This window comes from Neobacillus sp. DHD-1R (genome assembly GCF_057747995.1).
Map to the genome: position 1 here is coordinate 514,801 of NZ_CM173232.1, position 25,993 is coordinate 540,793.

Sequence of the window (25,993 nt, forward strand, 5' to 3'; positions counted from 1 at the left end):
TTGGCCTAACTCTGCTCACACCGCCTTTATTGATTGCTTAGCACAACTCTCCCGCCTATTGTGCATTAATTTAGTTCAGTGCTCCTGCAATTGCAATCAGACTACGAATATACCGAAAAGCAGTGATGAAGTCATTTGTCTTAAAGCTGTGGGTTGTCGAGTTCACTCTTTCGACGATTGGCAGAATCCCGGCGGCATCAGCCAAACCTGGGTGCAGATAAGCGACTTCAACCTGGAAGGGACCTTGCAAAGTGACAGGTTGAATCTTATGAAGACACGAAAGCGATTCAATCGTTTTTTCCTTGATCAGGCATCGTGCTTTCTGTGGGCTTAAATTTTTCGCCGTTTGCCGATTGATTGTGTGTTTAACTACAGCCGTTTCAATTCCCGGAATAAAGTCCATCGCTTCTTGGGCTGCGTACTGACATCCCGTAACAAGGGCAACAGGCACTCTGAAAACCCCGGCAATTCCTGCATTTAGTGCGATTTCACCCATATCCTGGTTATTGATTTTTATATTTCGAATTACCCCTCCATGAAAAGTATGATTCAAAATACCATCGTTACCCATCCTTGAATGATAGCCTACAAATAAAGCGGCATCAAACTCCGGACTAATCCCTTCCATCATCGCAAGTGTTTTCGGGGAACCAGTGATATACTCTGCATCCGGGTGCATAGCTTCTGGGATCAGATTACGCATCGTTCCATGAGAATCATTCACAACAATTTCTGCAGCTCCCCCTGCAAAGGCGCCTTCAATACAAGCGTTTACCTCTTCGGTCATCAGCATTCTTGCCCGATCGTGTTCCCTGCCGTCCCGTGCGGTATGCTCACGATGAACGACTCCAGCTACTCCCTCAATGTCCGCAGAAATAAAAACTCTCATACTTATTACCCCCTATTAAAACCTATTTAATCAATAATTCTATATAATTCCTGTTTTTCCTCTTTTTTAAAAAATAGGTTGAAATAGGTTGAATAATATAATATGATTGACGAAAGATTCTGAAAAATTTTGAGAAGAGGTGCAAAGATTGTATTCTTCAAAACTAGTAGATATATACCGTGGGGGTAGAGTAGAAAGTTCTCATTTCGGACACATAGCTGTCGTGAATTCGGAAGGTAAATTGTTATATTCGCTTGGCGATCCAGATCGGGTAACCTACGCCCGGTCTTCTATGAAGCCTTTACAAACTATCCCGTTAGTGGAAACAGGGGCTGCAGATGCCTATAAGCTGAGTGAAGCGGATGTTTCGTTATGTTGCGCTTCACACAGTGGAGAGGATCAGCATACTGATCGGGTACTGGCTATTCTTGGACGAGCAGGAATTGAAGACAATTCTTTACAATGTGGAACCCATATTCCACACTCACAGGATACATATAAGAAATTGATCGCTGCGGGCAAGGATCTCACTCCTTTATACAGCAATTGCTCTGGCAAGCATACAGGTATGCTGGTGACCGCTAAGCATATGGGAGAAACGCTTGAAGATTACTATCTGCCCAGCCATCCAGTACAACAAAGAATTTTGAAAACAATTTCCGAAGTGGCTGATTATCCTATTGGAAAAATTGAAATGGGAACGGATGGCTGCGGCGTACCAGTGCATGCCCTGCCATTAGAACGGTTTGCCTATGCCTTTGCTAGATTGGCCCGCCCTGATTCCTTAGGAGAAGAAAGAGCCAAGGCTGCGAATCGAATTACAACTGCAATGATGAAGTACCCCGAGATGGTAGGCGGAACTGGCCGTTTCTGTACCGATTTTATGAAAGCGACTGAAGGCCGTTTATTTGGCAAAGCAGGGGCAGAAGCTGTCTACTTGATTGGGGATAGGGAAACGGGAATCGGCATCGCGATCAAGATAGAGGACGGAAATGGACGAGCCGCCTATCCAGTCGCTCTAGAGACTTTAAGACAACTCGACTTTATCAATGAAGAGCAGCTCAACAAAGTTATGCATCATTACCGTCCTGTTCTGAAGAATGCCCGCCAAGAAAATGTGGGTGAATTGGTACCATCCTTTTCGTTACACCAGTGCTAAGTCACTTTTATCAATAAAAATGATCAAGGGGGAAATAAAATGGTAAAAAGAAAATACCTGACCACCGTACTTACTGGATTAATGGCCGTAAGCCTTGCACTTGCGGGATGCTCCAGTCAGTCTAGTTCATCGAATGAGAGCCAGAAACCGAAAACAGTGACAAAGCAAAAAGAACAACCGCTTGCGAAAAAAGACGGAAACAAGCTTACGATTGCCATCAAGGATAACCTTGTAAGCATGGATCCGCAGGACACGAACGATACGTTGTCCGGTTCCGTTCAAGGAACGATGTACGAAGGCTTGGTTGGATTCGACAAAGATATGAAAATGGTTCCTGTTTTGGCGGAAAGCTATGAAGCTAGCGATGATGCAAAAGTATTTACCTTCAAATTGAAGCAGGGAATCAAGTTCCACGATGGTACCCCGTTTAATGCGGAAGCCGTGAAGGTAAATATCGACCGCGTAGCTAATCCAGATAATAAATTAAAAAGATACAGCATGTTTGCACTAGTTGACAAAACAGAGGCCGTAGATGAGTACACCTTTAGAGTCACTTTAAAGGAACCGTTTGGAGCCATGCTGAATAACTTTGCCCATCCTGCGGCGAGGATTATCAGTCCCGAAGCTTTGAAGAAATACGGGAAAGAAGTATCCAAGAATCCTGTTGGAACTGGCCCGTTCAAATTTGCAGAGTGGGATCCAAGCGACCATTTGACCGTTGAAAAGAATCCGGATTACTGGGAAAAAGATTTGCCGAAGGTAGATAGCATCAAGTTTAAGCCTGTACCAGAAAACGGAGCACGCGTAGCGATGTTACAAACAGGGGAAGCTGACTTTATTTATCCGGTTCCTACCGAACAGGTGGAAGCCATCAATGGTAAAGACGGTATTGTAGTGGAAAATAAACCTTCCATTGTAGCCCGTTATATGACCATGAACGCGACAAAGAAACCTTTTAATGATGTTAAGGTACGTCAAGCGATTAACTATGCGATTAATAAAGAAGCATTCTTAAAGGTTGTTTACCGTGGATTTGGAAGCCAAATGGATTCAATCATTCCAGCCGGCCTCCAATTTTATTCTAAGCAAAAAACATACCAATATGATCTAGAAAAAGCAAAAAAGCTGTTGAAAGAAGCAGGCTATGAAAAAGGTTTTACCACTACCATATGGGGAGCAAACAACTCAGATGCCATGAAAGCAATGGAGTTTTTGCAACAGCAATTGGGGCAGGTTGGCATTAAGGTAGAAGTAGTTCCTATGGAAGCAGGTACACTTTCGGATAAAATTTGGTCCGTTCAGGATGCGAAAGATGCCGGAGTCGAGCTTTACTATGGCGGCTGGTCTTCTTCCACGGGGGATGCGGATTGGGGAATTCGTCCGTTACTTGCCGGAGATTCCATTCCGCCAAAATCCTATAATGTAGGCTATTACCAAAATGACAAGGCGGATCAGCTAATTAACGCTGCTTTACAAACAGCAGATCCAGAAAAGCGTCAAGCAGCTTACGCAGACGTACAGAAAATGATTTGGGATGATGCACCTTGGGCACCTCTGATTGTCGAAGATACAATCGCTGGGAAAAAGAACTACCTAGAAGGCGTTTACTTACTGCCTGACGGTTCTCTGAGTGCAAAAGCAGCAGAAATTAAAAGGTAGGGAAATAGTGGGCGGTCGCTAATTAACGATTAGTGATCGCCTTATCTTTAAGACAGGAAGCAAAAGGAGGCGGGTTATGTTTCGTTATATCTTAAAGCGTTTGTTGGGTATCATTCCTATTCTATTGATCGTTTCCATCTTTATTTTCATGTTTGTCCATATGATTCCTGGGGATCCTGCACGGCTTGTAGCTGGTCCGGATGCAGGGAAAAAGGATGTGGAGCTTGTCCGTCAACAGCTTGGTCTGGATAAACCAATCACGACGCAGTATTTCACTTACATAGGCAATCTATTCCAAGGCGATTTGGGCGTATCTATGAAAACGAAGAGACCTGTATATGATGAGATTGCCCAAAGATTTATGCCGACTTTTTGGCTGACGGTTTGGAGTATGGTCTGGGCCATCGTTTTCGGGCTGTTAATTGGCGTGATTTCGGCAACAAAACGGAATAAATGGCAAGATTACGCAGGTATGTTTAGTGCCGTATCGGGTATTTCTTTACCATCTTTTTGGCTGGGTTTAATGCTGATTCAACTATTTTCCGTTAAGCTGGGCTGGTTTCCAACAGGAGGCAGTGATTCTTGGAAATCGTATATTTTGCCGTCCATCACCTTAGGAGCTGGAGTAGCTGCGGTCATTGCCCGCTTTGCACGTTCTTCCCTGATGGAAATTTTAAAGGAAGACTATATTCGGACTGGAAGAGCCAAAGGATTGAAGGAGAACGCTGTCGTGTGGAGACACGCCTTAAAAAACGCAATGATTCCCGTCATTACCATGACAGGATTGCAGTTTGGATTTCTATTGGGAGGTTCGATTGTGGTAGAGACGGTATTCAGTTGGCCAGGATTGGGCCGGTTACTGATTGATTCTGTATCATTCCGCGACTACCCATTGATTCAGGCAGAAATGTTACTATTTGCTTTAGAGTTTATTTTGATTAATTTACTTGTGGATATCCTATATGGGGTAATGAATCCGCAAATTCGTTATAAGTAGTGAAAGGGGGAATGAAAATTGGCAAATAGCGGTGTAGTTATTCAACCGAATGAACAAGTGACTCAACCAGAAGTAGAGAAGGTACGCACCCCGTTTTTGGAGTTTTGCAGGAAATTTAAAAAACAGCGTTTGGCCATGATCGCTGGGAGTTTTATTGTTTTACTGTTTCTAATTGCCCTTATAGGTCCTGCTATTGCACCTTATTCTTCGATAGAGCCGGACTACGATAATATTTTAAGTCCCCCCTCGATGGAACACTTGGCGGGCACGGATGCTTTCGGCCGGGATATCTTTAGCAGGATTCTCGAAGGAACGAGGATTTCTCTCTTTGTCGGCTTGACCTCCGTGTTGGTAGGAGCCATCGCCGGAACCATCCTTGGTCTGATCAGCGGGTACTATGGAAAATGGGTAGACAGCCTCATCATGCGATTTTGTGATGTATTATTCGCCTTCCCAGGAATTCTGCTGGCGATTGGCATTATTGCCATTTTAGGGCCGGGTCTTGGGAATGTGATTATTGCCGTTGCGATTTTCAGTATTCCAATTTTTGCACGAATTGTACGAAGCAGCACCCTCTCCATCAAAGCTACCGTGTTTGTCGAGGCAGCACAGTCCATTGGGGCAGCCCCTCGACGGATCATTTGGAAGCATATTTTCCCAGGTACGGTGTCCGGCATTATTGTGTATTTTACGATGCGGATTGGAACTTCAATTTTAACGGCGGCAAGCCTTAGCTTTCTAGGATTGGGTGCCCAGCCTCCTTCACCAGAGTGGGGTGCGATGCTCAGCTCCGGCCGGGACTTTTTGAATACAGCTCCGCATGTCACCTTCTTTCCGGGACTCGCTATTTTCCTTACCGTACTTGCCTTCAATCTGCTGGGTGATGGATTACGGGATGCTCTTGATCCGAAGTTAAAAGATTAATAGACAGGGAGCGATCATATGAACAATAAACTATTGGAAATATCCAATTTAAAAACCTATTTTTTTTCAGACAAAGGTCATGTACCTGCCGTTAACGGTGTTGATCTATATATAAACAAAGGGGAGACGCTCGGAGTCGTGGGGGAATCAGGCTGCGGAAAAAGCGTCACATCCCTTTCCATCATGCGTCTGCTCACAGATACACCTGGAAGAGTAGTGGATGGATCGATTCTGTTTGAAGGAAGAGATCTTTTATCCCTTTCGGATAGTGAGATAAGAGAGGTACGCGGTAACGAAATTGCGATGATCTTCCAGGAACCGATGACCTCCTTGAACCCGGTATATAAAATCGGAAAACAGATTGGCGAGGCTGTCCAGCTTCATTTAAAGTATGACAAGAAACAGGCCCGGGAACACGTGATCAAGATGTTGAAATTAGTGGGAATCCCGCGTGCGGAAGAGATTATTGACGAATTTCCCTATCAGTTGTCTGGTGGGATGAGGCAGAGGATTATGATTGCGATGGCGATGTCCTGTGACCCGACACTTTTAATCGCCGATGAACCGACAACGGCTCTAGATGTGACCATTCAGGCTCAAATCCTAGAATTAATGAGGAAGCTGAAAGAAGAAAAAGGGACAGCCATTATGTTAATTACCCATGATTTAGGGGTTGTGGCAGAAATGTGTGATCGTGTCGTGGTTATGTATGCTGGAAAAGTTGTAGAGGAAGCCGATGTGTTGGAGATCTTTGAAAATCCTAAACACCCTTATACCAAGGGATTGCTTAACTCCGTACCAAAGATGGGTCAGAAAACGAACCGGCTTGAATCCATTCCCGGTAACGTTCCTACTCCAGCGAATATGCCGCTGGGGTGTAAATTTGCTCCGCGCTGTTCTCAAGTAATGGACATTTGTAAGGAACAAGATCCGGATCTTCTACAAATCGCAGAAGGGCATCAATGTCGGTGCTTCCTGTATCAAAGTGAACTGGCAAGGGAGGCGTAATAAATGGCAGAGTTGTTAGTAGAATCTAAGGGGTTGAAGAAGCACTTTCCGATTAGCAAAGGATTGTTCGGCCAGAATAAATCCTATGTCCGGGCTGTTGACGGGGTTTCTCTCTCCATTCGAAAAGGAGAAACACTCGGATTAGTTGGGGAAAGCGGATGCGGAAAGTCTACAACAGGGCGCATGATGATGCGGCTGCTGGCACCGACGGAAGGGGAAATTTGGTTTAACGGACAGGATATCAGCAAGTTAAATGATAAACAGTTGCGTGAAGTTAGGAAAGACTTCCAGATGATTTTTCAGGATCCTTACGCCTCCCTCAATCCTCGGATGACGGTTGGGGAAATTATTGCAGAGCCTTTGATTGTTCATAACATGATGGGTAAAAGAGAAAGAGACAAGCGGGTTCATGAATTATTAGAATGTGTCGGTCTTACTCATTATCACGCAAACCGTTATGCCCATGAATTTAGCGGAGGGCAGCGACAACGAATCGGCATTGCAAGGGCGCTTTCCGTAAATCCGAAGCTGATTGTGGCGGATGAGCCTGTTTCTGCGTTAGATGTGTCCATACAATCTCAGGTATTAAATCTCATGCAGGATTTACAAAAAGAACTAGGGCTGACCTATCTGTTTATTTCCCACGATTTGAGTGTGGTAGAGCATATAAGCGATCGTGTAGGTGTTATGTATCTAGGGAAAATTGTGGAAATATCCCAGAAGGAATCCCTGTATGAAAATCCATTACATCCTTACACTCAAGCTTTAATGTCCGCCGTTCCCGTGGCCAATCCGCGTATGAAAAGAGAACGGATTATCCTGGAAGGTGATATTCCTAGTCCATCAAACCCTCCAACAGGGTGTACGTTTCATCCCCGTTGTCGGTCTTGTATGGAGATTTGTAAAACAACAGTTCCTGAACTAAAAGAGATCGAGCCTGGGCATTTTTCCGCATGTCATTTGTATGTATAATAGGAATGCTGGTTGGTTTTCTTATAGTAAGGAGTGAAAGACACATTGATTGATAAAGTATTAACGATTATTTCAATTCAGGATGAATATTTGTCGACAGTCTCAAAACAGATGACTGAGATTGCCGGTGATTTAATAAAGATTCGTCCGATTTCCATAAAAAACTTAGCAAGGGAAACGATTTCGGAAGGTGATATCGTTTTATTAGGTGCCAACTTCATTCTTCCACTTGTTCGGCCTTTTTTGCCAAAAAATGTAATATGCATTAAAGCTAAACGAGGGCTGAATTTTGTAAACATAAAAAAACTAATTTATGCTCCTCAAGGGAAAAATATTTTAGTAGTAAACGATACGGAGCATACCACGGAGGAAACGATCCAAGCGCTTCGAGAGACTGTATTTGAGCATAACTATTACGCATATGCCCCGGATACCCCGATTCCGGAGCAAATCGATTACATCATTACCCCCGGAGAGATGCAACTCGTTCCGAAGGGGGACATGAAAGTGGTCGATATTGGCTATCGTGTTCTTGCTTTGGAAACTGTTTTTGAAATATTTGAAGCAATGGAATTAGATTGTCAGCCATTCTTTCTGGCTAATCGCTATATGAAATCCCTTGTGGCTTTATCCAATGGAAATCATGCTCTTAATACGGGCTCTACTATTAGCAAATGGACCGAGTATACGGGAGGAAAAACCGCCAAGTATTTCTTTGATGACGTGATTGATCATAGTCAAGCTATGAACGATGTTCTAAAGATTGCCAAGAAACTTGCCAAAACAAGTGATCCTGTCCATATATTTGGAGAAACGGGAACGGGCAAGAGAATGCTTGCGCAGGCGATGCATAACGATTCTCCGGTAAAGATGGGGCCCTACCTCAATATCAATTGTGCGGCACGATCATCAGACGTGCTGGAAAGGGAATTGTTTGGTACAGAATCGGGTGGACAGACCTTTCCGGGCTTGTTCGAATTGGCTAATGGAGGAACCTTGTGTCTGGAAGAGATTGATGAATTACCCGTTTCCCTACAAGGCAGACTATTGCGGGTACTTGAGGAAGGTCAAATTATTAGGATAAATGGACATACTCCGATTCCCATTCAGGTAAGAATTATTACGACCAGCGATGCCGATTTCTCGTTACTAGTGGATGAAGGAAAATTCCGCAGGGATCTATTTTATTATCTGACAGCTTTAACGTGCAAAGTTCCGTCCTTGTCAGAACGCAAGGAGGATTTTGAGCCGCTTATTCAAACGTATCTGCAGTCCCATTTGCAAAGGGGTGATTTGGTTATTCCGCCCGATATGATTAAGCTCCTGCGACAATACCCTTGGCCTGGGAATGTAATAGAATTGTTTAATGCCCTCTCGTATATGGCCTGTTTGGAAGAAAAAGAGATCACTTTAGAATTATTGCCCTTCTATATAAAGGGGAGGCTTCAAAAAGCGGCTATTGATTCTTCCATACCGCAAGAAATGGATGAAAGTGAATTAAATGAATTGTTTATGAGTATTGAAGAGCACGGTTTCTTGGAAGAAAGCTTGGCGATCCTTGAAGTTTATGATGAAGGAAAGAAACAGCATACATCTTATGGGCGTGCTATGTTACAGAAAAGGCTTGAGGAAAAGGATATGACTCTTTCCGAGCAACAGTTGAGAACACGATTGGATGCCCTCAACCAATTAGAGTTATTGAATGTACGTCAAGGACGTTCGGGAACAACGATTTCGAGAAAAGGTGAGTTGTTCCTTCAAACGCTTCGTATGAAAAATAAAATGTCCAAAGCTTAACAAGCGGGAAAAATGTTTTGGTGGTGTAAATGATGAATAGAGTTCGGATTCGTGACCTTGGTATAAGCATTGGAAGATATAAAACTGGAACGTATAATGCGATTACGGATATTTCTGGAGTTATGGTTGGGCATACGACACTTTCCTATAAGAGTGCCGAAGATCGAATGGTTCAAACCGGAGTAACAGCCATACTTCCGCATTCGGGCAGTTTGTTTCAAGAAAAGGTATTGGGAAGCTCCTACGTGATCAATGGATTTGGCAAGACTGTGGGGACCATTCAACTGCAGGAACTTGGAGTAATAGAAAGTCCCATTCTTTTAACCAATACCCTGTCTATTCCTGCGGTCTTGGAAGGCACCATACGCTATCTCCTCGACCAGAATCCGCAAATTGGTGATACAACGGGTACGGTAAATATAGTCGTAGGAGAATGCAATGATGGCTACCTCAATGATATCCGCGGATTACATGTCAGACCGGAACATGCCTATCAAGCGATTCAATCTGCCAAATCTGGAATAGTGGAGGAAGGCTGTGTCGGGGCAGGAACCGGAATGTCTTGTCTAGGTTTCAAGGGAGGCGTTGGAACAAGCTCGAGAGTCGCTTCCTTTGGAGAAAAGTCCTATACCATTGGTGCGCTGGTGGTCAGTAATTTTGGCGAGGAGAAGGATTTGCGCACTCCTGCGGGCGGCTGGTTACACCGTACAGGAGAGGAAGAAAAAATGCCCGATGGATCAATTATGATAATTTTGGCAACGGATGCACCACTCAATGAGAGACAACTTGGCCGAATAGCTAAACGAGCTACATTCGGACTTAGCCGAACAGGTTCTTATGGGGCTAACGGAAGTGGTGATATCGTCATTGCCTTCTCTACGGCGCATCGGGTCCCTCATGAACCAGACCAAGAAACTATCTCGTATTCATTTATGAGAGAGGACGGCAAATGGATTTCCCAACTGTTTGAGATGACGGTTGAGGCAGTGGAAGAAGCGATATGGAATTCTATTTGCATGGCGACCACAACAAAAGGAAATAAGGGAAGAGTTCGAAAGGCAATTCCTTATCATATTCTGTTGGGGTCATCTTCATAAAGGAGGGGGTTTGAAATGATATCAGCCTATTTTAATGGGAAATTTGTTGAACCAAATGAGTCAGTTATTCCTATCGATGAAAGAGGTCATCAGTTTGGTGACGGCGTTTATGAGGTTATTAGAATTTATGATGGAAAACCCTTCATGATGGATGAGCATCTGTATCGATTGTATCAAAGCGCTGATGCTATCAAGTTAGGTATTGATCCTAATCGTGAAGCCTTCAAAAACTCCATGTTGGAGTTGGTTCAAAAAAGCGGTTTAACGAACCTCGACCTATATGTGCAAGTGACCAGAGGCATGGCACCGAGAAATCATCTATTCCCGGAATGCCCCGTATCTGTTTCAATGACTGCTAAACCATTTCGAAGCATTCCAGTTGGGGATAAAGGTGCAAGTGTCATTTTGCATCCAGATGAGCGTTGGGCAAATTGCTACATCAAATCGTTAAACCTGCTGCCTAACATTCTGGCCAAGCAGGTGGCGCATGAAAAGGGCTACTTAGAAGCGATTCTGGTTCGAGATGGTAAAGTGACCGAAGGAACAAGTTCCAATGCATACATAGTAAAAGATTCCTCGATCATCACTACACCGCTCTCCAAACATATTTTATCCGGAATTACGAGAATGGCAGTGAAAAAATTGGCAGAGCATCTTAGAATTCCATTTGTAGAAAAACAGTTTACGCCAGATGAAATGATCCAAGCTGATGAAGTTTTCATTACAAGTACAACGTTAGAAATAACACCAATCATTCGCGTGGACGACAAACAAATCAATGATGGTACGCCAGGTCAAGTTACAAAGGCATTGAAGGAACAATTCAAGCAGATTTTCTAAACAGGCTTAGTCAGAGGGTTTGCGGGTGAAATGGGGGAAATGACGGGTAAATCGGTTAATAGAAACCCATCTAAATTTGTGGAAAGTTAGGTTATAAGTTTTTCGATGAACTCGTTTATTTCCGTAATGGCAATTTGCTGTTTACCGCCCGATAATGGCTTGAACGAATCTTAATACCGGTGCCTGTCACGCCTCGGATTTTGTCGAAGATTGACAGAGCACGGGTACGGTTCTCTTAGGGGATTTTTTGCACGTAAAAAGGTACAACTAGCGGGTAGGAGCTGGTTGTGCCTTTTTGTTGTGTAAAATCTTCCGAATATTTGTAGCTAGTCTTCCCAAATTGTAAAATGTTTTTAGGAAGTGATAAAACAGATGAAGATGATCGATGCCCATATTCATTTAGATCAATATAAAAATGAAGAAATTGAACGGATGCTGAAGGGTTCAGACTCGATTGAAGCATTGTTGTCCGTTTCATTTGATCTGGAATCATGTAAGCGGAATCTTCAATTAGCAAGAAACTGTTACAAGGTAAAGCCTGCCTTTGGGTTTCATCCGGAGCAAAGGCTGCCAACTGAACATGAGCTGAATCGACTGACGGAATGGATGTTCCACCATCGAACGGAAATGATTGCGGTTGGAGAGGTGGGTTTGCCGTACTATTTAAGACAGGATCAAAAGGTATCCAGCTGGCAGTACGGTCAATATTTGGAACAACTTGAGATGTTCATGGAACTAGCAAAGAAATGGGACAAGCCGATTGTCCTGCATGCTGTCTATGATGATGCGCCGGTTGTTTGTGAGCTTTTAGAAAAGCATTCCGTGACACAGGCACATTTCCATTGGTTTAAAGGGGATGAAAAAACGGTTACGAGAATGATTGAAAATGGGTATGTTATCTCCGTTACACCTGAGATTGTCTATAAGGAAAAAATTCAGAAGTTAGTTCACACCTACCCATTAGAGCAATTAATGATTGAAACAGACGGTCCCTGGCCGTTTGAAGGTCCTTTTTCCGGGAAAATGACTCACCCTGATATGATGAGACAATCCATATCGATGATTGCAAAAATAAAAACTCTTTCTGAAACAGAAGTTTGGGAAAGAGTTTTAGAGAATACAAAAAGATTTTATAAGATTTAGAACGATGAGGACGGTTGTTCTTAGGAACCAAATCACGATTCATGATGATGACTATTCTCTTTTATACCATTATAAGGCTTGATCGTTTATTGACGACCGAGCAGGGGAAAAAGGGGCAGCTAGGGTAGCCAATCGCCCGTATAGACGACCGAGCAGGGAAAAAGAGGTCCCCGAGGGTAGCCAATCGCCCGTATAGACGACCGATCCGAAAAAAAAGGGACCCCGTTGGTAGTCAATCGCCCTTATAGACGACCAGTCAGGAAAAGGTGAATTTCTATATCGGAGCAGGAACCTAACTGAGTACTTTTATATACACAATAAAGGAGCTTGGATACCTCAAGCTCTTGTGTAGAAGTGAATCATTTTCTGGGGAATAATGTTTTTTTCTGTCTCATCTTGTCCCCCATCAATCGACATTAATCCGTGAATTTCCTCCATATATCTTCATCTATGCAGATTAATGGATCTAATTTTATCATCATTCCTTTGCTGCGGAACCAGATTTTCATCTCCTGGCATGAGACGCCAACCCTTCGAGACAACCAGCCGGAGCCACGTTCCGGGAATCCAGGACGTAACGAGTGCCAGCATGACAAGAATCGCGAACAACTCCTGATTAATAATGCCGGTAGAGTAGGCAACGGAAGAAAGAACAATTCCGGGGCCGCCGCGGTCATTGATGGCTACACCGAGATTAAGGCTAGTAAAGCGGTCTTGTTTAATGAATCGAGAGGTGATATAAACGGCGATTGTCTGGGTTAGGGTAGCAAATAAGAAATAGCCAAGAAAGAAGAGGACATCAAAGTGTCTGACTAGGTCCAGCTGTAATCCAACGGTTGCAAAATAGACGGGAATAAACCAGGAAAAGGAAATATTTGAAACGTTTTGCTCCAGTCGTTCTGACAGCGCTTTAGGTAAGGCCATTTTTGCCACAATACCGGCAAGCAATGCTCCAAAGATGGTTTCTACGTGTAGGTTGCCCGCCAGTGAGGCCAGCATGAACATGATAAATAAAAAGTAGCCCAGGTTCGACGACCTAAATAATAGGTTTTGTTTAATGATGGTCAAGCGTTTAAAGAGCAGGTAGCCAAGTGCGAAAGTTCCAATGATAAAGCCCAAGGAAATACTTACACTTGTTAGTGCCGATTCAATTGTAAAGGTACCTCCTTGGCTAGCAAGTGCTGTAGCAAATCCTAGTGCTACCCAAAGCAGAATATCATGGATACCCGCACAGGCAATCACAATTTTCGCAAACCGTGTATGCATAATTCCAAGATCATTGAAAATTTTCGATATCACGGGAATGGACGTGATGGCGATAGATATGGCAATGACAATTTTCATGGCCAGGGAATTGTTTGCCGTTCCTAGATAGGGTGTGATATTGAATATACTTGTCGCAAACCATCCCACGATAAAAGCAGGAATGGTTGCCCCAATCACTAATGAGGAGGTGATTTTGGCATCCTCTTTACTAAACCGTGTTTGGAATTTCAGCCCTGAACAAAACATTAGCATCAGTAAACCCAATTGATAGAGAAGTCCAAATAACTTTCCTTCAGAGGGAAACCCTAAAAACATCCAATTGAACATTTCCGGAAAAAAATGTCCTAAAATAGTAGGACCCAGGACTAGGCCAGCTGCTACTTCCCCAATGACACGCGGGATAAAGATGCGTTCTGCGAGGTATCCCAATAAATGAGCCATTGCCAGTAAACAACCCATTGCTAACAAAAAATGACTAATTTCCTCACCACTTAAACTAAACATCCATAAATCCTCCTTAAAATTGTGAGTCTCTTGTTAGGGTATGTGTAAGTTGTCCAATAGAAGTGGGCAGTTTTACCATTAAATAAAAAAGAAGCTGAATATTGATGAACATTTGATCAATCTTGGTTAATCCGAATGTTTCCGGTTGAATGATATTTGAAATGATTAAAAACCTCTAGCTGATATCCCGTATCATTTGGAAGGGTAAAGGTATGATTGAACTCCCCATCTGAATGGGTGCCATAAAAAGTTACGCTGTCATAGTATTTAATGGAAGTTCCTAGCTTGGACATTTTTACAATGGAATACTTTATGGGCCATGTATGATCATGGGTGGTTTGCGATCCTGTTATGGTGATGGAGTTCCTTTCAATGGAGAATTTTGAACTAAAAAAAAATGGTGCCTCAATCCCTAGTGTCCACTTTATATGGCTTGCAGGTGATGGTGGATCCTGCCCGCCGTTTATTTTTCGAAAATACTTGTTGAAGAAATGGGTAATTTTTTTTATCCCAAGATTCTCACTCTCCTAAAAAATATGTCAATTACTGTATTATTTGCTAAATAGGTACAAAATGGAACGGCACTGCCCCAGCTTGTCACACTTTTTTGGACAAATATTGAGATAGAAGTGGAGGAATAAGTTTTAAAATCTGGCGCACGATAGTAAAGAAATCCGATGATTGGCAGTATGCCTTTCAGAGTCTCAATGCTGATCATCTAAAAAAGGCTGTTTTCGTAACCTTTGTTGCTATTTTTTCTATTAGAGACTGATTCTGACAGAGTTGAGGTGTTTTAAAGCAATCGTGTCCAAATGGATGGCAGATTCGGACAGGCTAGAGGTGTTTCAAAGGAATTGTGTCTGAATCGAAAGCTATAATTTGTTCGAAAAACAACAAACACTGCGGAAATAGCCCAAAAAAGAGGAGTGTTATGTGTGAAAAAGTTAATATTGTTCGTGATCTTTTTTATCTCTATCGGTTCTTCAGCCTATATGCATGTAGGCCATGCTAAGGCAGGTCAAGTAGAAGCGGAAAATACGCGCATCTCGAAAAAACAGGCAGAAGCCATTGCTTTGAAAAAGGTTAAAGGTCAGGTCGTCAATATAAAATTAGAAAATGATGACGGCAAGGAACAATATGAAGTCATCATAAAAAGTGCTGGGGCCGTTTACGAGGTAGAAATTGATGCAAAGACTGGTCAGGTATTAGAAGTAGAGAAGGAAGGTTCTTCCCGTGATGGTCATGAGGATGGAGATGATGATCATGATGGTCATGATGATGATCACGACGACCATGATGACGAGCCTGGGGATGACTAAAACATAACGAAAAAGTTGCATGTCTATAGATATGCAACTTTCCCTATTTGTATGAAAGATAAAAAGTTAGTAGGTGGGCTTCGTTCCCTAGCAAATGGTTTTGTGAAACTCATTTACGTCTCGTAGGAGGAATTCGATGCTGAAAAAATTTGTAATGATTCTCTTTTTTTTCGTTTGCTATACCATCCTGTGTTTGCATCCATATGCTGCAGAAATTGCTGATGCCGAACAGAGTAAAGCTGAAGAAAATCAGCCATCTGAAAAACTAGAGGAAATGATGGATTTGGATATGGATGAGGGCGCGGACCCTTTAAAAATGAATAAAGGCGAGATCGATTCTGATTTAACGTGCACTAAGGAAATTCCCTATACGGTAGCGCAAAAAAAACGGCTTGATCAAATTTATCATCGTATTTATATGGATTATATTGACTTGATAGAAACCTATGCCTGGGCCGGTGCGTTAACACAAGATCAAAAATTAATTCGCTATAATATGTTGAAAAATTATGTTCTTACTTTTCAGAAGAGAAATTATAAATGGTGCAGCGAATCTGAGGAAGATGAATGGGAAGAAGAATGGTTTAATAGTGATAATGATTAACAGTTGATTCAAAAAATCGTATACTATTAGCATTTTTTTTAATAGCGGGAATATATTAGCTAAAAAGAAGTGATGATAATGGTATATATGGCTGTGGGCATCGGGGGAATCCTTGGCGCGATGGGACGATTCCTCTTCGATTATTTTATTTCTCGTACGTTCCTTCCACCATCTTCCGGGATCTTACTCGTTAATCTACTGGGTTGTTTTATGATTGGATTATTTTTATCTCTGCATGCGAAGCGATTTTCTCCGGTAGTGAGAATTGGATTTTCAACAGGATTTGTCGGCTCCTTCACTACATTTTCTTCGTTTAGTCTTAAAACACTAGAGCTTTTTTTAAAATGGGGTCCCGCTCATAGCATCCTGTATGTCCTGTTAACCATGGTTGGCGGATTTTGTTTTGTCCAATTAGGGCAATTTTTTGCTTCGAAAATAGAGAAAGGCAGCTTATGATATGTTGAAAACACTTCTGGTCATAGGGGCTGGCGGGTTTCTGGGTGCCATTTTTCGCTATTTTTTAAGTAACATTTTTTCAAAATGGACGATTATTTCGATTCCTACCGGAACGTACATAATAAATGTGTTGGGCTCTTTTGCCATCGGGCTGATTTATGGTGGAAACAATTTCACAGATGTCCAAATTAATTTCTTCACGATTGGTTTTCTCGGCTCCTTTACCACCTTCTCCACCTTTAATTTTGAACTGCTGCAACTCTACAAAGGAAAAAAACCACTTCAGCTTTTCATCTATGGAGGCGCCATGTACACCTCAAATTTACTGGCCTGCCTCTGGGGATATAGCTGGGGATAAATTTGGGGGTCAGACCCCCACTCGGCTAAAGTTTAAAGCGGTAAAGTGTGAATGCATGGTGGGGAGCGAGGGCTCTCTGCTTTTTTTGTGTTTTATTGGAAATTATAGATTTCATCTCTGTAGATAACTTTTGATGAGTTAGATTCGTCCAGCTCTAGCTCCCTGTGACTAGTGTACCTCACCCATCTAAAAGTTGGAATGCAGGCCTGACACGATATGATACAATAAAGTCAAAAAATAATTAAAAATTCAAACAGAAGCAGGTGTATAGATAGTGGTATTTGCTGGAAGGGGTGATTTGAATGGTATCGTTAAAGAAACGCCAAAAAGATATTTTACAGTTTCTAATAGAATCCTCCGAACCCATAACGGCTGATTGGATTGCTAAAGAAATAGGTATTAGTGACAGAACAGTCCGTAGTGAAATTAAACAGTTGCAGCATTACAGCAGTATGCTAGGTATTCATATTGAATCGATACGAGGACAAGGCTACAAATTAAAAGTATTAAATTCTGAATTTCTTTCAAATGAACCTTCTCAATTGTTTGAAGAGAATAACCAGTCATCCGCTAGTTACATGGAACAGGAAGACAGAGTTCGATATCTATTAAAACGATTGCTGCTGGCCCAGGACTTTATAAAATTTGAAACTTTGGAAGAAGAAACGTTTGTTTCCAGATCAACGCTGCAACAAGACCTGAAGCTAGTCCGAGAAATTATAAAAAAGTACAAATTGAAAATTATGAACCGTCCTCACTACGGAACAAAGGTAGAAGGCGACGAATACTTGAAAAGATCATGTTTGTCAAATTTGATCTTAAGAACAAATGGGGATAAAAGCCTGAATGGTGATACCCTTCAATTATTAGATGGCGTACTTTTTGAAAAAATAAAAGAGGTCCTGATAAAAAAGGTAAATGATTATCATATTAACATTTCGGATGTAGAACTGGAAAACTTGACTATTCATATTACGATTGCATGTAAAAGAATTCAAGAAGGCTTTATTAGTGATCCATTGGGTGTTCAATTAGGGAATGAACATACATTTGAAAAAGTAGTTTCTATGGAGATTATTAAAGAGGTTGAGTCCGTAACCGGATTAACGTTTCCAAAGTCGGAAATCGATTATATTATAGTCCATTTATTAGGTACAAAATTATTAACGAACGAGGAATTAACCAGTTTTGGAGAATTTGATGAAGTAAATAATCTTGTAAAATGCATGATTGAAAAATTAAGGACAGAGTTTAATTGGGACTTCCATGGTGACTTAGAATTTATAAAAGGAATCACCTTACACCTTCGGCCAGCCATGAGTCGATTAAGATACGGTTTAAATATACGAAATCCGTTATTGAGCCAAACGAAGACGAAATTTCCAAGCGCATTTGAAGGGGCTGTTGTTGCAAGTAAATGTATAGAGGATTATTTAAAAATAGAGGCTGGTGAAAACGAAATCGCCTATATTGCCTTGCATATTGGAGCAGCACTTGAACGAATGAATGAAAAACAAAAACAAGCAAAAAGGGTGTTAATTGTTTGCGCCTCTGGTATGGGAAGTGCAAAACTTCTATTTTATCACTTGCAAAATGTATTTAAAGGTGACATCGAAATAGTAGATACAATCAGTTATTATAATTTAACCTTATATAACTTATCAGGTATTGATTTAATTATCAGCACCATTCCTATTAAGGAAAACTTAGGTATCCCGGTTCTTGTAGTCAATACCTTTTTAGAAGAGGAAGATATAACAAATATAAAGAAAAAATTAGTTTCCTCTAAAAATGACAAACAGGAGTTTTTACATTCATCAAGAATTTTTATTCACCAAGAATTGGATACCAAGGAACAGGCGATACGATTCATGTGTAAACAATTATATAAACAAAGTCTCGTTTTAGAGGATTATGTAGAGCTTGTATTAGAACGAGAAAAACTGGCATCCACTTGTTTTGGCAATTTAGTTGCTGTCCCCCACCCAATTACACCCGTAACAAATGAAACATTTTGGACAGTATGTACGCTAAAATCACCGATTCAGTGGGATGAACAAAAAATGGTTCAACTCGTTTGTTTATTAAATATTAACAAAAATAATACCCGTAATTTAAATCAAATGTATCAGCAATTAATTAAAATTATTGAACATAAATCCATCGTTCAGAAATTAGTTAAAAGCAGTTCCAAAGAGGAAATTATGAAAACCATGTATGGACAAATACGTAAATGAGCTAATTGCTTACCAATGCAATTGGCTTTTTATTTTCACTTTCCGCCTTTTAGTTACCATTCCAAAGTCATCCATTTTTGTCATCCATTTAATGAGTAACTTTTTCCGTTAACCAAAGGAAATAGTTCAACTCAAAAATAAAGCGTATACAATATATACTTGCAGTGTAAGTAATGGTCCTGATAATGGTAAAAGGAGAAATGAAAAATGAACAGTAAGAAAATTCTACTTGTATGTTCTGCGGGAATGAGTACAAGTTTATTAATGACTAAAATGCAAAAATCGGCACAGGAGAAAGGTATCAATGCCGAAGTAACGGCAATGTCTTCTAACGAAGCTACCAAGTTATTAGCAAAGCAAAAAGTAAATGTTTTATTGATTGGTCCGCAAGTGCGTTTTATGAAAGATAAGTTTGAAAAGCTAGTGGCCGATACCCATATTCCGGTCGCAGTCATTGATATGAAAGATTATGGCAGAATGGATGGCGAAAAAGTGTTAGCCACTGCATTAGAATTAATTAAAAACAATGAAAAATAATTGGTTAGGACAATTTAAAAAGCTAAAAGGGAGGGAAACATTCGGTGGAAGAGCCAAAAGATTTAGAAGTTGTCATGGGCTTGATTATGCATAGCGGGAATGCCAAAAGCTTTGCCATGGAGGCCGTCCAGGCAGCCAAGGAAGGAAATTTCAAAAAGGCAGACCAAAAGCTTGAGGAAGCAAACGAGGAATTAGTAAAAGCGCACCATGCACAAACGGGTTTGTTAACTCAAGAGGCTAGCGGGGAAAAACTTGAGGTTACGCTATTAATGATTCATGCCCAAGATCATTTAATGAATGCGATTACATTTTTGGATTTGGTAAAGGAACTAATAGATGTGTATAAAAAAGTGAATGTACCCGTTTAAGATCCAAACCCATTTGAAAGAAAGTGTCGTTTTTTCAAGGGTCAAGTGAAAGAAACAGGAGGCAAACATATGAAACGTATTGGCATATCGATTTATCCGGCAAAGAGTAGCTTTGAACATGACAGGGAATATCTGGACCTTGCCAAAAGTTATGGATATACAAGAATTTTTACCAGTTTGTTAGAAATTAATGGAGATCAAGATGAAGTTATTACTAAGTTTAAAAACATAATAGAATATGGCAATTCCATTGGTATGGATACCATCTTAGATATTAATCCCGAATTATTCGAGCAGTTAAATATCAGTTATAATGATCTTGTTTTTTTTAAAGAATTAGGTGCGTCAGGAATTCGTCTGGATTTGGGTTTTACAGGAGCAGAGGAAGCGAAAATGACAAAAAATCCATATGGTTTAATCATTGAAGTCAATATGAGCAGTGGTACTAGATATATAGATAATATTATGAGCTACCAGCCTAATCTGGAAAATTTATATGCTTCACATAACTTTTATCCTCAAAAGTATTCAGGGATTTCCCAGCGCCATTTTGAACAAACAACCAGTGTGTTTAATCAACATCATATCAAAACGGGGGCTTTTGTTACCTCTCAGGAGGGCAAGTTGGGACCATGGCCGGTTCAGACAGGATTATCCACGCTGGAACAACATAGAAATTTAACCATTCATACGCAAGTTACTCATTATCGATTAATGGGAACGATTGATGATTTATTAATTGGAAATGCATATGCTACAGAAGAAGAATTGAGGGCAATGTCAGATGCGTATCTAAACACCCATCCGACATTTGAAATTGAGTTCTTATCCAATATTACAGAGTTAGAAAAAAACATCATTCTTAATGAAGTTCATCAGTATAGAGGCGACCGATCTGAATACATGATTCGATCATCTTCCACACGTGGTAAATATAATAATGAGGATATTCGGGCCAATCAGACCCTCCCTATAAAAAAAGGAGATATTCTGATTTGTAATAATCATTTTGGCCAATATAAAGGAGAAACGCAAATTGCACTAAAAGATATGGAAAATGAGGGAAATAGGAATGTAATTGGCCATCTTACAGAAGAATCCATCTTTCTATTAGACTATCTAAAGCCTTGGTCCAGTTTTATGTTTACCCTTTCATAAAAGAATGTTATCGGGATGATTCAGATAAACCTTTAAAATAGAGGAGTGAGTAAGTTGTTAGATAAAGTGGAAGCGATTGCAGCTAGAGTTGGTAACCAAAGACACCTGCGATCATTACGGGATGGAATTTTATTAAGTATGCCCCTTATTATTATCGGATCCGTATTTCTTATCTTAGGAAATTTACCGATAAATGGTTACACTGATTGGTTGGCTGACATCGGTTTAGCATCCATTTTTAGCAAAATCGTTAATGGCTCTTTTGGATTGATGGCGATTATTGCTGTTTTTGGAATTGCCCATAGTCTAGCTGAGTTTTATGAAGTTGATGGTGTTTCCGCCGGAATTATTGCATTATCCAGTTTTGTCATCGTTACGCCAGACCTAGTTTCGAAAGCGGGTTCCGGAATTTCTTATTCCTACCTTGGTAGTGGCGGTTTGTTTGTAGCCATTGTAGTAGGATTAACATCTGCGGAAATCTTTAGATTCTTCGTCCAGAAAAATTTCACGGTAAAAATGCCGGAGGGTGTACCGGTAGCAGTTGAGAAATCATTTGCTGCATTAGTACCAGGATTAATGGTGATCTTGTTTTGGGGTCTAATTTATTTATTCTTAGGACTAGCAGGTATAAATAACATTCATACTCTATTAACAAATACGCTAGGGAAACCACTTAGTGTTCTTGGTGGAAGTTTATGGGGTATGTTGGTGATCATTGCACTAAATTCAATATTTTGGTTTGTTGGCATTCATGGTGCAAACACCATCAACCCGGTAATTCAACCGATCTGGTTACAAAATACAGATGCTAATCGACTGGCATTTCAAGCCGGAAAGGAATTGCCGCATATTGTTACAAATGAATTTATGTTTAACTTCGTTTGGATCGGCGGTGGAGGAGCAACTATTGGACTGGTTATTTGCCTATGGTTATTTTCAAAAAGTAAAAATAATAAAGCAATGGGAAAACTCACGGCTGCACCAGGACTCTTCAATATTAATGAACCAGCGTTATTTGGACTGCCAATTGTCTTAAATTTTAAATTGCTCGTTCCATTTATTCTCGCTCCAATGGCAACAGCGCTGATTACCTACTTTAGCATGGCTTGGGGATTAGTAGCAAAACCGATTGGTATTGTAGTGCCATGGACAATGCCTCCGATCATTAGCGGGTATCTGGCAACGGGAGGTAAAATCAGCGGTGCCATTATTCAAATCATTACTCTTGCTGTAACAGTAGCTATTTACTACCCATTTGTAAAACTGACGGATCAATCTCAGCTAAGAGAAGAATCACAAGAGGAGTCAGCTGAATTATCGAACACGATTTAAGATTGCTTCCTAAAAGCCTATATCCCAATTTACCTTCTTGATACTCTCTTACTAACTTTAACTTTAATTTTTCACTATATTTAGTCATAAAGAGACACCCCAAAGTTAGAATTCAACTCTAACTTTTGGGGTGCAGTACAAAATAGGGTGGTGCTTGGCACATTATGATCTTAAAAACGTTCGTTAAATTCCCAAGTTCAACCTATTTAAAACCATTTCTAATGAAGGCATACCACTTTGTGCGCCCTTTTTTTCAACTGATAAAGAAGCACTTGCATTTGCAAATCTTACTGCTTCCTCAATATTTTTCCCCTCTGTTAAGGCAACAGCAAGACTACCATTAAAAGTATCTCCGGCACCTGTTGTATCAACAGTATTCGTTTTAAATCCTTCAATGAATTTATGATTTTTTCCGTCATAAAAACGGGCGCCTTTGTCACCTAAAGTGACAATTAATTTATTTGGATACCGTTCTAATGATTGTTCAATATTTTCACCAAAAATACTCATACATTCGGATTCATTTGGCGTAATATATGTTGCTAAATCAATAAATTCATTTTTAAAATTATCGACGGGTGCAGGGTTCAACACAACAGGAATGTGATGATCCTTGCATAATTTTAATGCTGCAAGAACTGTGTTCGAGGGTATTTCTAATTGAATAACGACCATTTTACTTTTAATAATCTCATTTTTAACAAGTTCTATTTCAGTTGGTGTCAATCGATTATTCGCACCAGGAACGACAATAATTCTATTATCAGCATTGGAAACCATGATGGAAGCGATACCTGTTGTTTCATCCGGATATAAAAACAAATGATCTGTATTTATGTTTTCTTGTTTTAATGAAGTCAAGGCCATCTTGCCATATTCATCCGTACCGCATGCTCCAATCATTTGAGCTTCCTTCCCTAATCTCGCAATGGAAACGACTTGATTTGCTCCTTTTCCGCCAAAGAAAGTTGAAAAAGAGTACCCTAACGTAGTTTCTCCATTTTCTGGTACGTGATTTGTTTCAACAACTAGATCCACATTGATGCTTCCAATTACAGTAATCACATTATCACCTCTACTAAACGGCTCTCAATTATCAGATTCTAGTATTTTTTAAGTGCTTCAATCATTAATTTCCAAAAACCTTCTACGTCAAGTTTTAATCCAAACTTAGCATTAACCTTTCTGCCTGTGGTCCCAAGTAAATCAACTACGGTTGTTCCTGCAGTAAACTCTCCCTTTGTTTCCACTGTAATATTTACATCTTTCATCTTAAACAATTCCGGTGCAACACAATATGCCACAGTTAATACATCGTGTACTGGCGGTGCATCAAAATCGAATGTTTCTTTATATGCTGATGCAAAAAACACTAATAATTCACCAACTATTTTTGCAACCTTGTTATCAATTTTATTCACTTGATCGATCACTTCTTTTGTTGCTAAGGCTTGATGGGTGATATCTAATCCCATAACGACTAACGGGATACCGCTATCAAAAACTTTTTTTGCTGCTTCTGGGTCAGCCCAAATATTAAATTCAGCAGTTGGTGTCCAGTTCCCAAATGTCCCACCGCCCATAAGGACAATCTCTTGAATGTTGTCCTTTATTTCCGGAGCTTTTGATAAAGCTAACGCAATATTCGTTAATGGTCCGGTTGGAAGAATGGTAACAGGCTCTTTTGACTCTTTTACAAGTCTTATGATGGTATCTGAACCATGTTCCCCACTCCAGCTCCTGGAAGGTTGAGGCATCTCCGGACCATCTAAGCCCGAGTCTCCATGAATACTAGGTGCCGTTTCTCGTACGCGAATTAATGGCTCACTAGCCCCTTTTGAAACAACCACATCGGTTAATGAAACTAAATCACAAATTTTCAAGGCATTCATTGTCGTTTTATCAATTTCTGCATTTCCAGAAACAGTTGTAATCGCTAAAATTTCCAATTCCGGTTGTGCAGCAGCTAAAATAATCGCAATTGCGTCATCATGTCCTGGATCACAATCCATAATAATTTTTCTAGTCGTCATCCTATCTCACTCTCCATATTAAAAATAAATAACTAATCTCATTCCAATTCGAGTCTCCTATAGGTTAAAAAAACATACCAACAATGGATGCTGTTAGAAGTGAAGCCATTGTAGCACCAATTAAAAGTTTTAATGAATACTTGGCAACAATCTTTCCTTGGTTCATATCGATCGCTTTAATAGAACCTGAAACAATTCCTAATGTCCCGAAATTGGCAAAGCTTATTAAATAGGTAGAAATAATGGCATTTGCTTTAGGAGATAACGTAGCAGCTACTTTTGCTAACTCTCCCATTGCTACAAATTCATTGGTAATCAATTTAGTGGCCATTAAACCTCCCACTTTAATCATATCTTCCTGAGGGATCCCGATTAAGAAAGCAATCGGTGAAAAAATCCATCCCATGATATCGATAAACGTAATATGAAATAAATAATCAAATGAGTTATTTAATAAAGTCACTAAGGCAATAAAACCTACTAACATGGCAGCAACCGTGATCGCTAATTTAAAACCATCTAAAATATACGTACCTAACATTTGGAAAAATGGTTCTTTTTCTGTGCTCTCCTCTAGATTCGCTGGCTCAATGCTTACCTCTTTAGGATTGTAAGGGTTTACAATACATGAAATAATTAAGGCAGAAAAAATATTTAAAAATACGGCAACTACGACAAATTTACCTGGAACCATGGTCATATAAGATGCCAGCATGGCTGCACTGACAGCTGACATGGACGAAGCACAAATGGTATAAAGTTGTTGTGCTTTCAATTTAGGAATCTGATCTTTAATGGTAATAAACACTTCAGGCTGTCCTAAAATTGCGGTTGAAACAGAAAAGTAACTCTCCAGATTTCCCATTCCGGTAATCTTATTGATCACTTTTCCTAACCATTTAATAATAAATGGTAAGACCTTGATATAATTTAAAATTCCCACCAAAGCTGATATAAAAATAATCGGCATTAACACATTAAAAAAGAAGACAAAGCCGCCAGACTCCAGCTTTATACCGCCAAATACAAAATTGACGCCGCCGGCTGCTTGCTGCATTAACCAATTAAAAAAAACAGAAATACTATTTAGTACTTTGATACCACCCGCGGTGTGTAAACAAATAAATGAAATAACTAGTTGTAAAAGAACCATAATGCCAATTTGTTTATAGCGAATATTTTTTTTGTCAAAGCTTATTAAATAACCTAAACCAAAGATGAAAGCCAAGCCAATGATTCCTCTAATGATGCTCATTTTTTCTCCTCATCTCTATCTTCTGACTTTAAAGTTTCGTTATACCTTATTTTTAAGATATTTAGTAATCTCCTTCTCCAA

The 25,993-nt window shown here is 40.3% G+C and carries 24 protein-coding genes; 19 read left to right on the forward strand and 5 right to left on the reverse strand.

The window, feature by feature from the left end:
* Positions 1 to 70: 70 nt before the first annotated feature.
* Entirely contained in the window at positions 71 to 889 is an 819-nt protein-coding gene (locus AC3ANL_RS02445) for a M55 family metallopeptidase (protein WP_488327698.1), read from the reverse strand.
* Between the two features lie 148 nt (positions 890 to 1,037).
* On the opposite strand from AC3ANL_RS02445, the gene AC3ANL_RS02450 reads away from it, so the two are divergent.
* From AC3ANL_RS02450 to AC3ANL_RS02495, 10 genes are all read left to right on the forward strand, one after another.
* Positions 1,038 to 2,048, forward strand: a complete 1,011-nt coding sequence (locus AC3ANL_RS02450) for an asparaginase (RefSeq protein ID WP_488327699.1) — start codon at positions 1,038 to 1,040, stop codon at positions 2,046 to 2,048.
* A gap of 39 nt (positions 2,049 to 2,087) precedes the next feature.
* On the forward strand, positions 2,088 to 3,707 hold the full coding sequence (locus AC3ANL_RS02455) for a glutathione ABC transporter substrate-binding protein (protein WP_488327700.1): 1,620 nt from the start codon (positions 2,088 to 2,090) through the stop codon (positions 3,705 to 3,707).
* 76 nt (positions 3,708 to 3,783) lie between these two features.
* Positions 3,784 to 4,704: a glutathione ABC transporter permease GsiC gene (gene gsiC, locus AC3ANL_RS02460; protein ID WP_488327701.1), complete on the forward strand. Its 921-nt coding sequence runs from the start codon at positions 3,784 to 3,786 to the stop codon at positions 4,702 to 4,704.
* 18 nt (positions 4,705 to 4,722) lie between these two features.
* Positions 4,723 to 5,628 (forward strand): ABC transporter permease subunit, encoded by a 906-nt coding sequence (locus tag AC3ANL_RS02465; protein ID WP_488327702.1) that lies wholly within the window; start codon positions 4,723 to 4,725, stop codon positions 5,626 to 5,628.
* Positions 5,629 to 5,646: 18 nt separating this feature from the next.
* The gene (locus tag AC3ANL_RS02470; protein WP_488327703.1) at positions 5,647 to 6,636 is read left to right on the forward strand and encodes an ABC transporter ATP-binding protein; all 990 of its coding nucleotides are present in this window, start codon (positions 5,647 to 5,649) and stop codon (positions 6,634 to 6,636) included.
* A gap of 3 nt (positions 6,637 to 6,639) precedes the next feature.
* On the forward strand, positions 6,640 to 7,608 hold the full coding sequence (locus tag AC3ANL_RS02475) for an ABC transporter ATP-binding protein (RefSeq protein WP_488327704.1): 969 nt from the start codon (positions 6,640 to 6,642) through the stop codon (positions 7,606 to 7,608).
* Positions 7,609 to 7,653: 45 nt separating this feature from the next.
* On the forward strand, positions 7,654 to 9,405 hold the full coding sequence (locus tag AC3ANL_RS02480; protein WP_488327705.1) for a sigma 54-interacting transcriptional regulator: 1,752 nt from the start codon (positions 7,654 to 7,656) through the stop codon (positions 9,403 to 9,405).
* Between the two features lie 32 nt (positions 9,406 to 9,437).
* Complete coding sequence (locus AC3ANL_RS02485; RefSeq protein ID WP_488329645.1) at positions 9,438 to 10,502, forward strand: DmpA family aminopeptidase; 1,065 nt, start codon at positions 9,438 to 9,440, stop codon at positions 10,500 to 10,502.
* Between the two features lie 15 nt (positions 10,503 to 10,517).
* Positions 10,518 to 11,342, forward strand: coding sequence for a D-amino-acid transaminase (dat, locus tag AC3ANL_RS02490; protein ID WP_488327706.1), 825 nt, complete (start codon positions 10,518 to 10,520; stop codon positions 11,340 to 11,342).
* Between the two features lie 372 nt (positions 11,343 to 11,714).
* Positions 11,715 to 12,485 carry a TatD family hydrolase gene (locus tag AC3ANL_RS02495; protein WP_488327707.1) on the forward strand — a complete coding sequence of 257 codons (771 nt, stop codon included), beginning with the start codon at positions 11,715 to 11,717 and terminating at the stop codon, positions 12,483 to 12,485.
* Positions 12,486 to 12,929: 444 nt separating this feature from the next.
* Here AC3ANL_RS02495 and AC3ANL_RS02500 read toward each other — a convergent pair whose 3' ends face one another.
* Complete coding sequence (locus AC3ANL_RS02500; protein WP_488327708.1) at positions 12,930 to 14,255, reverse strand: cation:proton antiporter; 1,326 nt, start codon at positions 14,253 to 14,255, stop codon at positions 12,930 to 12,932.
* A 935-nt stretch (positions 14,256 to 15,190) separates the two neighbouring features.
* On the opposite strand from AC3ANL_RS02500, the gene AC3ANL_RS02505 reads away from it, so the two are divergent.
* The 9 genes from AC3ANL_RS02505 to celB all read left to right on the forward strand — a co-directional run bounded on the left by AC3ANL_RS02505 (position 15,191) and on the right by celB (position 22,624).
* A complete protein-coding gene (locus tag AC3ANL_RS02505; protein ID WP_488327709.1) occupies positions 15,191 to 15,574 on the forward strand; it encodes a PepSY domain-containing protein in 384 nt (127 codons plus the stop codon).
* Between the two features lie 136 nt (positions 15,575 to 15,710).
* Entirely contained in the window at positions 15,711 to 16,178 is a 468-nt protein-coding gene (locus AC3ANL_RS02510) for a DUF2680 domain-containing protein (protein ID WP_488327710.1), read from the forward strand.
* Between the two features lie 78 nt (positions 16,179 to 16,256).
* Complete coding sequence (crcB, locus tag AC3ANL_RS02515; RefSeq protein ID WP_488327711.1) at positions 16,257 to 16,634, forward strand: fluoride efflux transporter CrcB; 378 nt, start codon at positions 16,257 to 16,259, stop codon at positions 16,632 to 16,634.
* 1 nt (position 16,635) lies between these two features.
* The gene (locus tag AC3ANL_RS02520) at positions 16,636 to 16,992 is read left to right on the forward strand and encodes a fluoride efflux transporter FluC (RefSeq protein ID WP_488327712.1); all 357 of its coding nucleotides are present in this window, start codon (positions 16,636 to 16,638) and stop codon (positions 16,990 to 16,992) included.
* A gap of 302 nt (positions 16,993 to 17,294) precedes the next feature.
* Positions 17,295 to 19,229 carry a BglG family transcription antiterminator gene (locus AC3ANL_RS02525; protein ID WP_488327713.1) on the forward strand — a complete coding sequence of 645 codons (1,935 nt, stop codon included), beginning with the start codon at positions 17,295 to 17,297 and terminating at the stop codon, positions 19,227 to 19,229.
* 207 nt (positions 19,230 to 19,436) lie between these two features.
* Entirely contained in the window at positions 19,437 to 19,766 is a 330-nt protein-coding gene (locus tag AC3ANL_RS02530) for a PTS sugar transporter subunit IIB (protein ID WP_488327714.1), read from the forward strand.
* Positions 19,767 to 19,810: 44 nt separating this feature from the next.
* Positions 19,811 to 20,134: a PTS lactose/cellobiose transporter subunit IIA gene (locus tag AC3ANL_RS02535; protein WP_488327715.1), complete on the forward strand. Its 324-nt coding sequence runs from the start codon at positions 19,811 to 19,813 to the stop codon at positions 20,132 to 20,134.
* A gap of 69 nt (positions 20,135 to 20,203) precedes the next feature.
* Positions 20,204 to 21,292, forward strand: a complete 1,089-nt coding sequence (locus AC3ANL_RS02540; RefSeq protein WP_488327716.1) for a DUF871 domain-containing protein — start codon at positions 20,204 to 20,206, stop codon at positions 21,290 to 21,292.
* Between the two features lie 54 nt (positions 21,293 to 21,346).
* Positions 21,347 to 22,624 carry a PTS cellobiose transporter subunit IIC gene (gene celB / locus AC3ANL_RS02545; protein WP_488327717.1) on the forward strand — a complete coding sequence of 426 codons (1,278 nt, stop codon included), beginning with the start codon at positions 21,347 to 21,349 and terminating at the stop codon, positions 22,622 to 22,624.
* A gap of 183 nt (positions 22,625 to 22,807) precedes the next feature.
* On the opposite strand, the gene rbsK is transcribed toward celB, so the two are convergent.
* From rbsK to AC3ANL_RS02560, 3 genes are all read right to left on the reverse strand, one after another.
* Positions 22,808 to 23,689, reverse strand: a complete 882-nt coding sequence (gene rbsK / locus AC3ANL_RS02550; protein WP_488327718.1) for a ribokinase — start codon at positions 23,687 to 23,689, stop codon at positions 22,808 to 22,810.
* Positions 23,690 to 23,727: 38 nt separating this feature from the next.
* Entirely contained in the window at positions 23,728 to 24,657 is a 930-nt protein-coding gene (locus AC3ANL_RS02555; protein WP_488327719.1) for a nucleoside hydrolase, read from the reverse strand.
* A gap of 64 nt (positions 24,658 to 24,721) precedes the next feature.
* A complete protein-coding gene (locus AC3ANL_RS02560) occupies positions 24,722 to 25,912 on the reverse strand; it encodes a NupC/NupG family nucleoside CNT transporter (RefSeq protein WP_488327720.1) in 1,191 nt (396 codons plus the stop codon).
* Positions 25,913 to 25,993 lie beyond the last annotated feature (81 nt).

Coding starts and splice junctions, on each gene's coding strand:
- AC3ANL_RS02495 (WP_488327707.1), top strand. CDS start 11,715: ATGAAGATGATCGATGCCCATATTCATTTAGATCAATATAAAAATGAA.
- AC3ANL_RS02530 (WP_488327714.1), top strand. CDS start 19,437: ATGAACAGTAAGAAAATTCTACTTGTATGTTCTGCGGGAATGAGTACA.
- gsiC (WP_488327701.1), top strand. CDS start 3,784: ATGTTTCGTTATATCTTAAAGCGTTTGTTGGGTATCATTCCTATTCTA.
- AC3ANL_RS02470 (WP_488327703.1), top strand. CDS start 5,647: ATGAACAATAAACTATTGGAAATATCCAATTTAAAAACCTATTTTTTT.
- AC3ANL_RS02455 (WP_488327700.1), top strand. CDS start 2,088: ATGGTAAAAAGAAAATACCTGACCACCGTACTTACTGGATTAATGGCC.
- AC3ANL_RS02555 (WP_488327719.1), bottom strand. CDS start 24,657: ATGACGACTAGAAAAATTATTATGGATTGTGATCCAGGACATGATGAC.
- AC3ANL_RS02510 (WP_488327710.1), top strand. CDS start 15,711: ATGCTGAAAAAATTTGTAATGATTCTCTTTTTTTTCGTTTGCTATACC.
- AC3ANL_RS02540 (WP_488327716.1), top strand. CDS start 20,204: ATGAAACGTATTGGCATATCGATTTATCCGGCAAAGAGTAGCTTTGAA.
- dat (WP_488327706.1), top strand. CDS start 10,518: ATGATATCAGCCTATTTTAATGGGAAATTTGTTGAACCAAATGAGTCA.
- AC3ANL_RS02475 (WP_488327704.1), top strand. CDS start 6,640: ATGGCAGAGTTGTTAGTAGAATCTAAGGGGTTGAAGAAGCACTTTCCG.
- AC3ANL_RS02560 (WP_488327720.1), bottom strand. CDS start 25,912: ATGAGCATCATTAGAGGAATCATTGGCTTGGCTTTCATCTTTGGTTTA.
- AC3ANL_RS02485 (WP_488329645.1), top strand. CDS start 9,438: ATGAATAGAGTTCGGATTCGTGACCTTGGTATAAGCATTGGAAGATAT.
- AC3ANL_RS02445 (WP_488327698.1), bottom strand. CDS start 889: ATGAGAGTTTTTATTTCTGCGGACATTGAGGGAGTAGCTGGAGTCGTT.
- AC3ANL_RS02525 (WP_488327713.1), top strand. CDS start 17,295: ATGGTATCGTTAAAGAAACGCCAAAAAGATATTTTACAGTTTCTAATA.
- AC3ANL_RS02500 (WP_488327708.1), bottom strand. CDS start 14,255: ATGTTTAGTTTAAGTGGTGAGGAAATTAGTCATTTTTTGTTAGCAATG.
- AC3ANL_RS02520 (WP_488327712.1), top strand. CDS start 16,636: ATGTTGAAAACACTTCTGGTCATAGGGGCTGGCGGGTTTCTGGGTGCC.
- crcB (WP_488327711.1), top strand. CDS start 16,257: ATGGTATATATGGCTGTGGGCATCGGGGGAATCCTTGGCGCGATGGGA.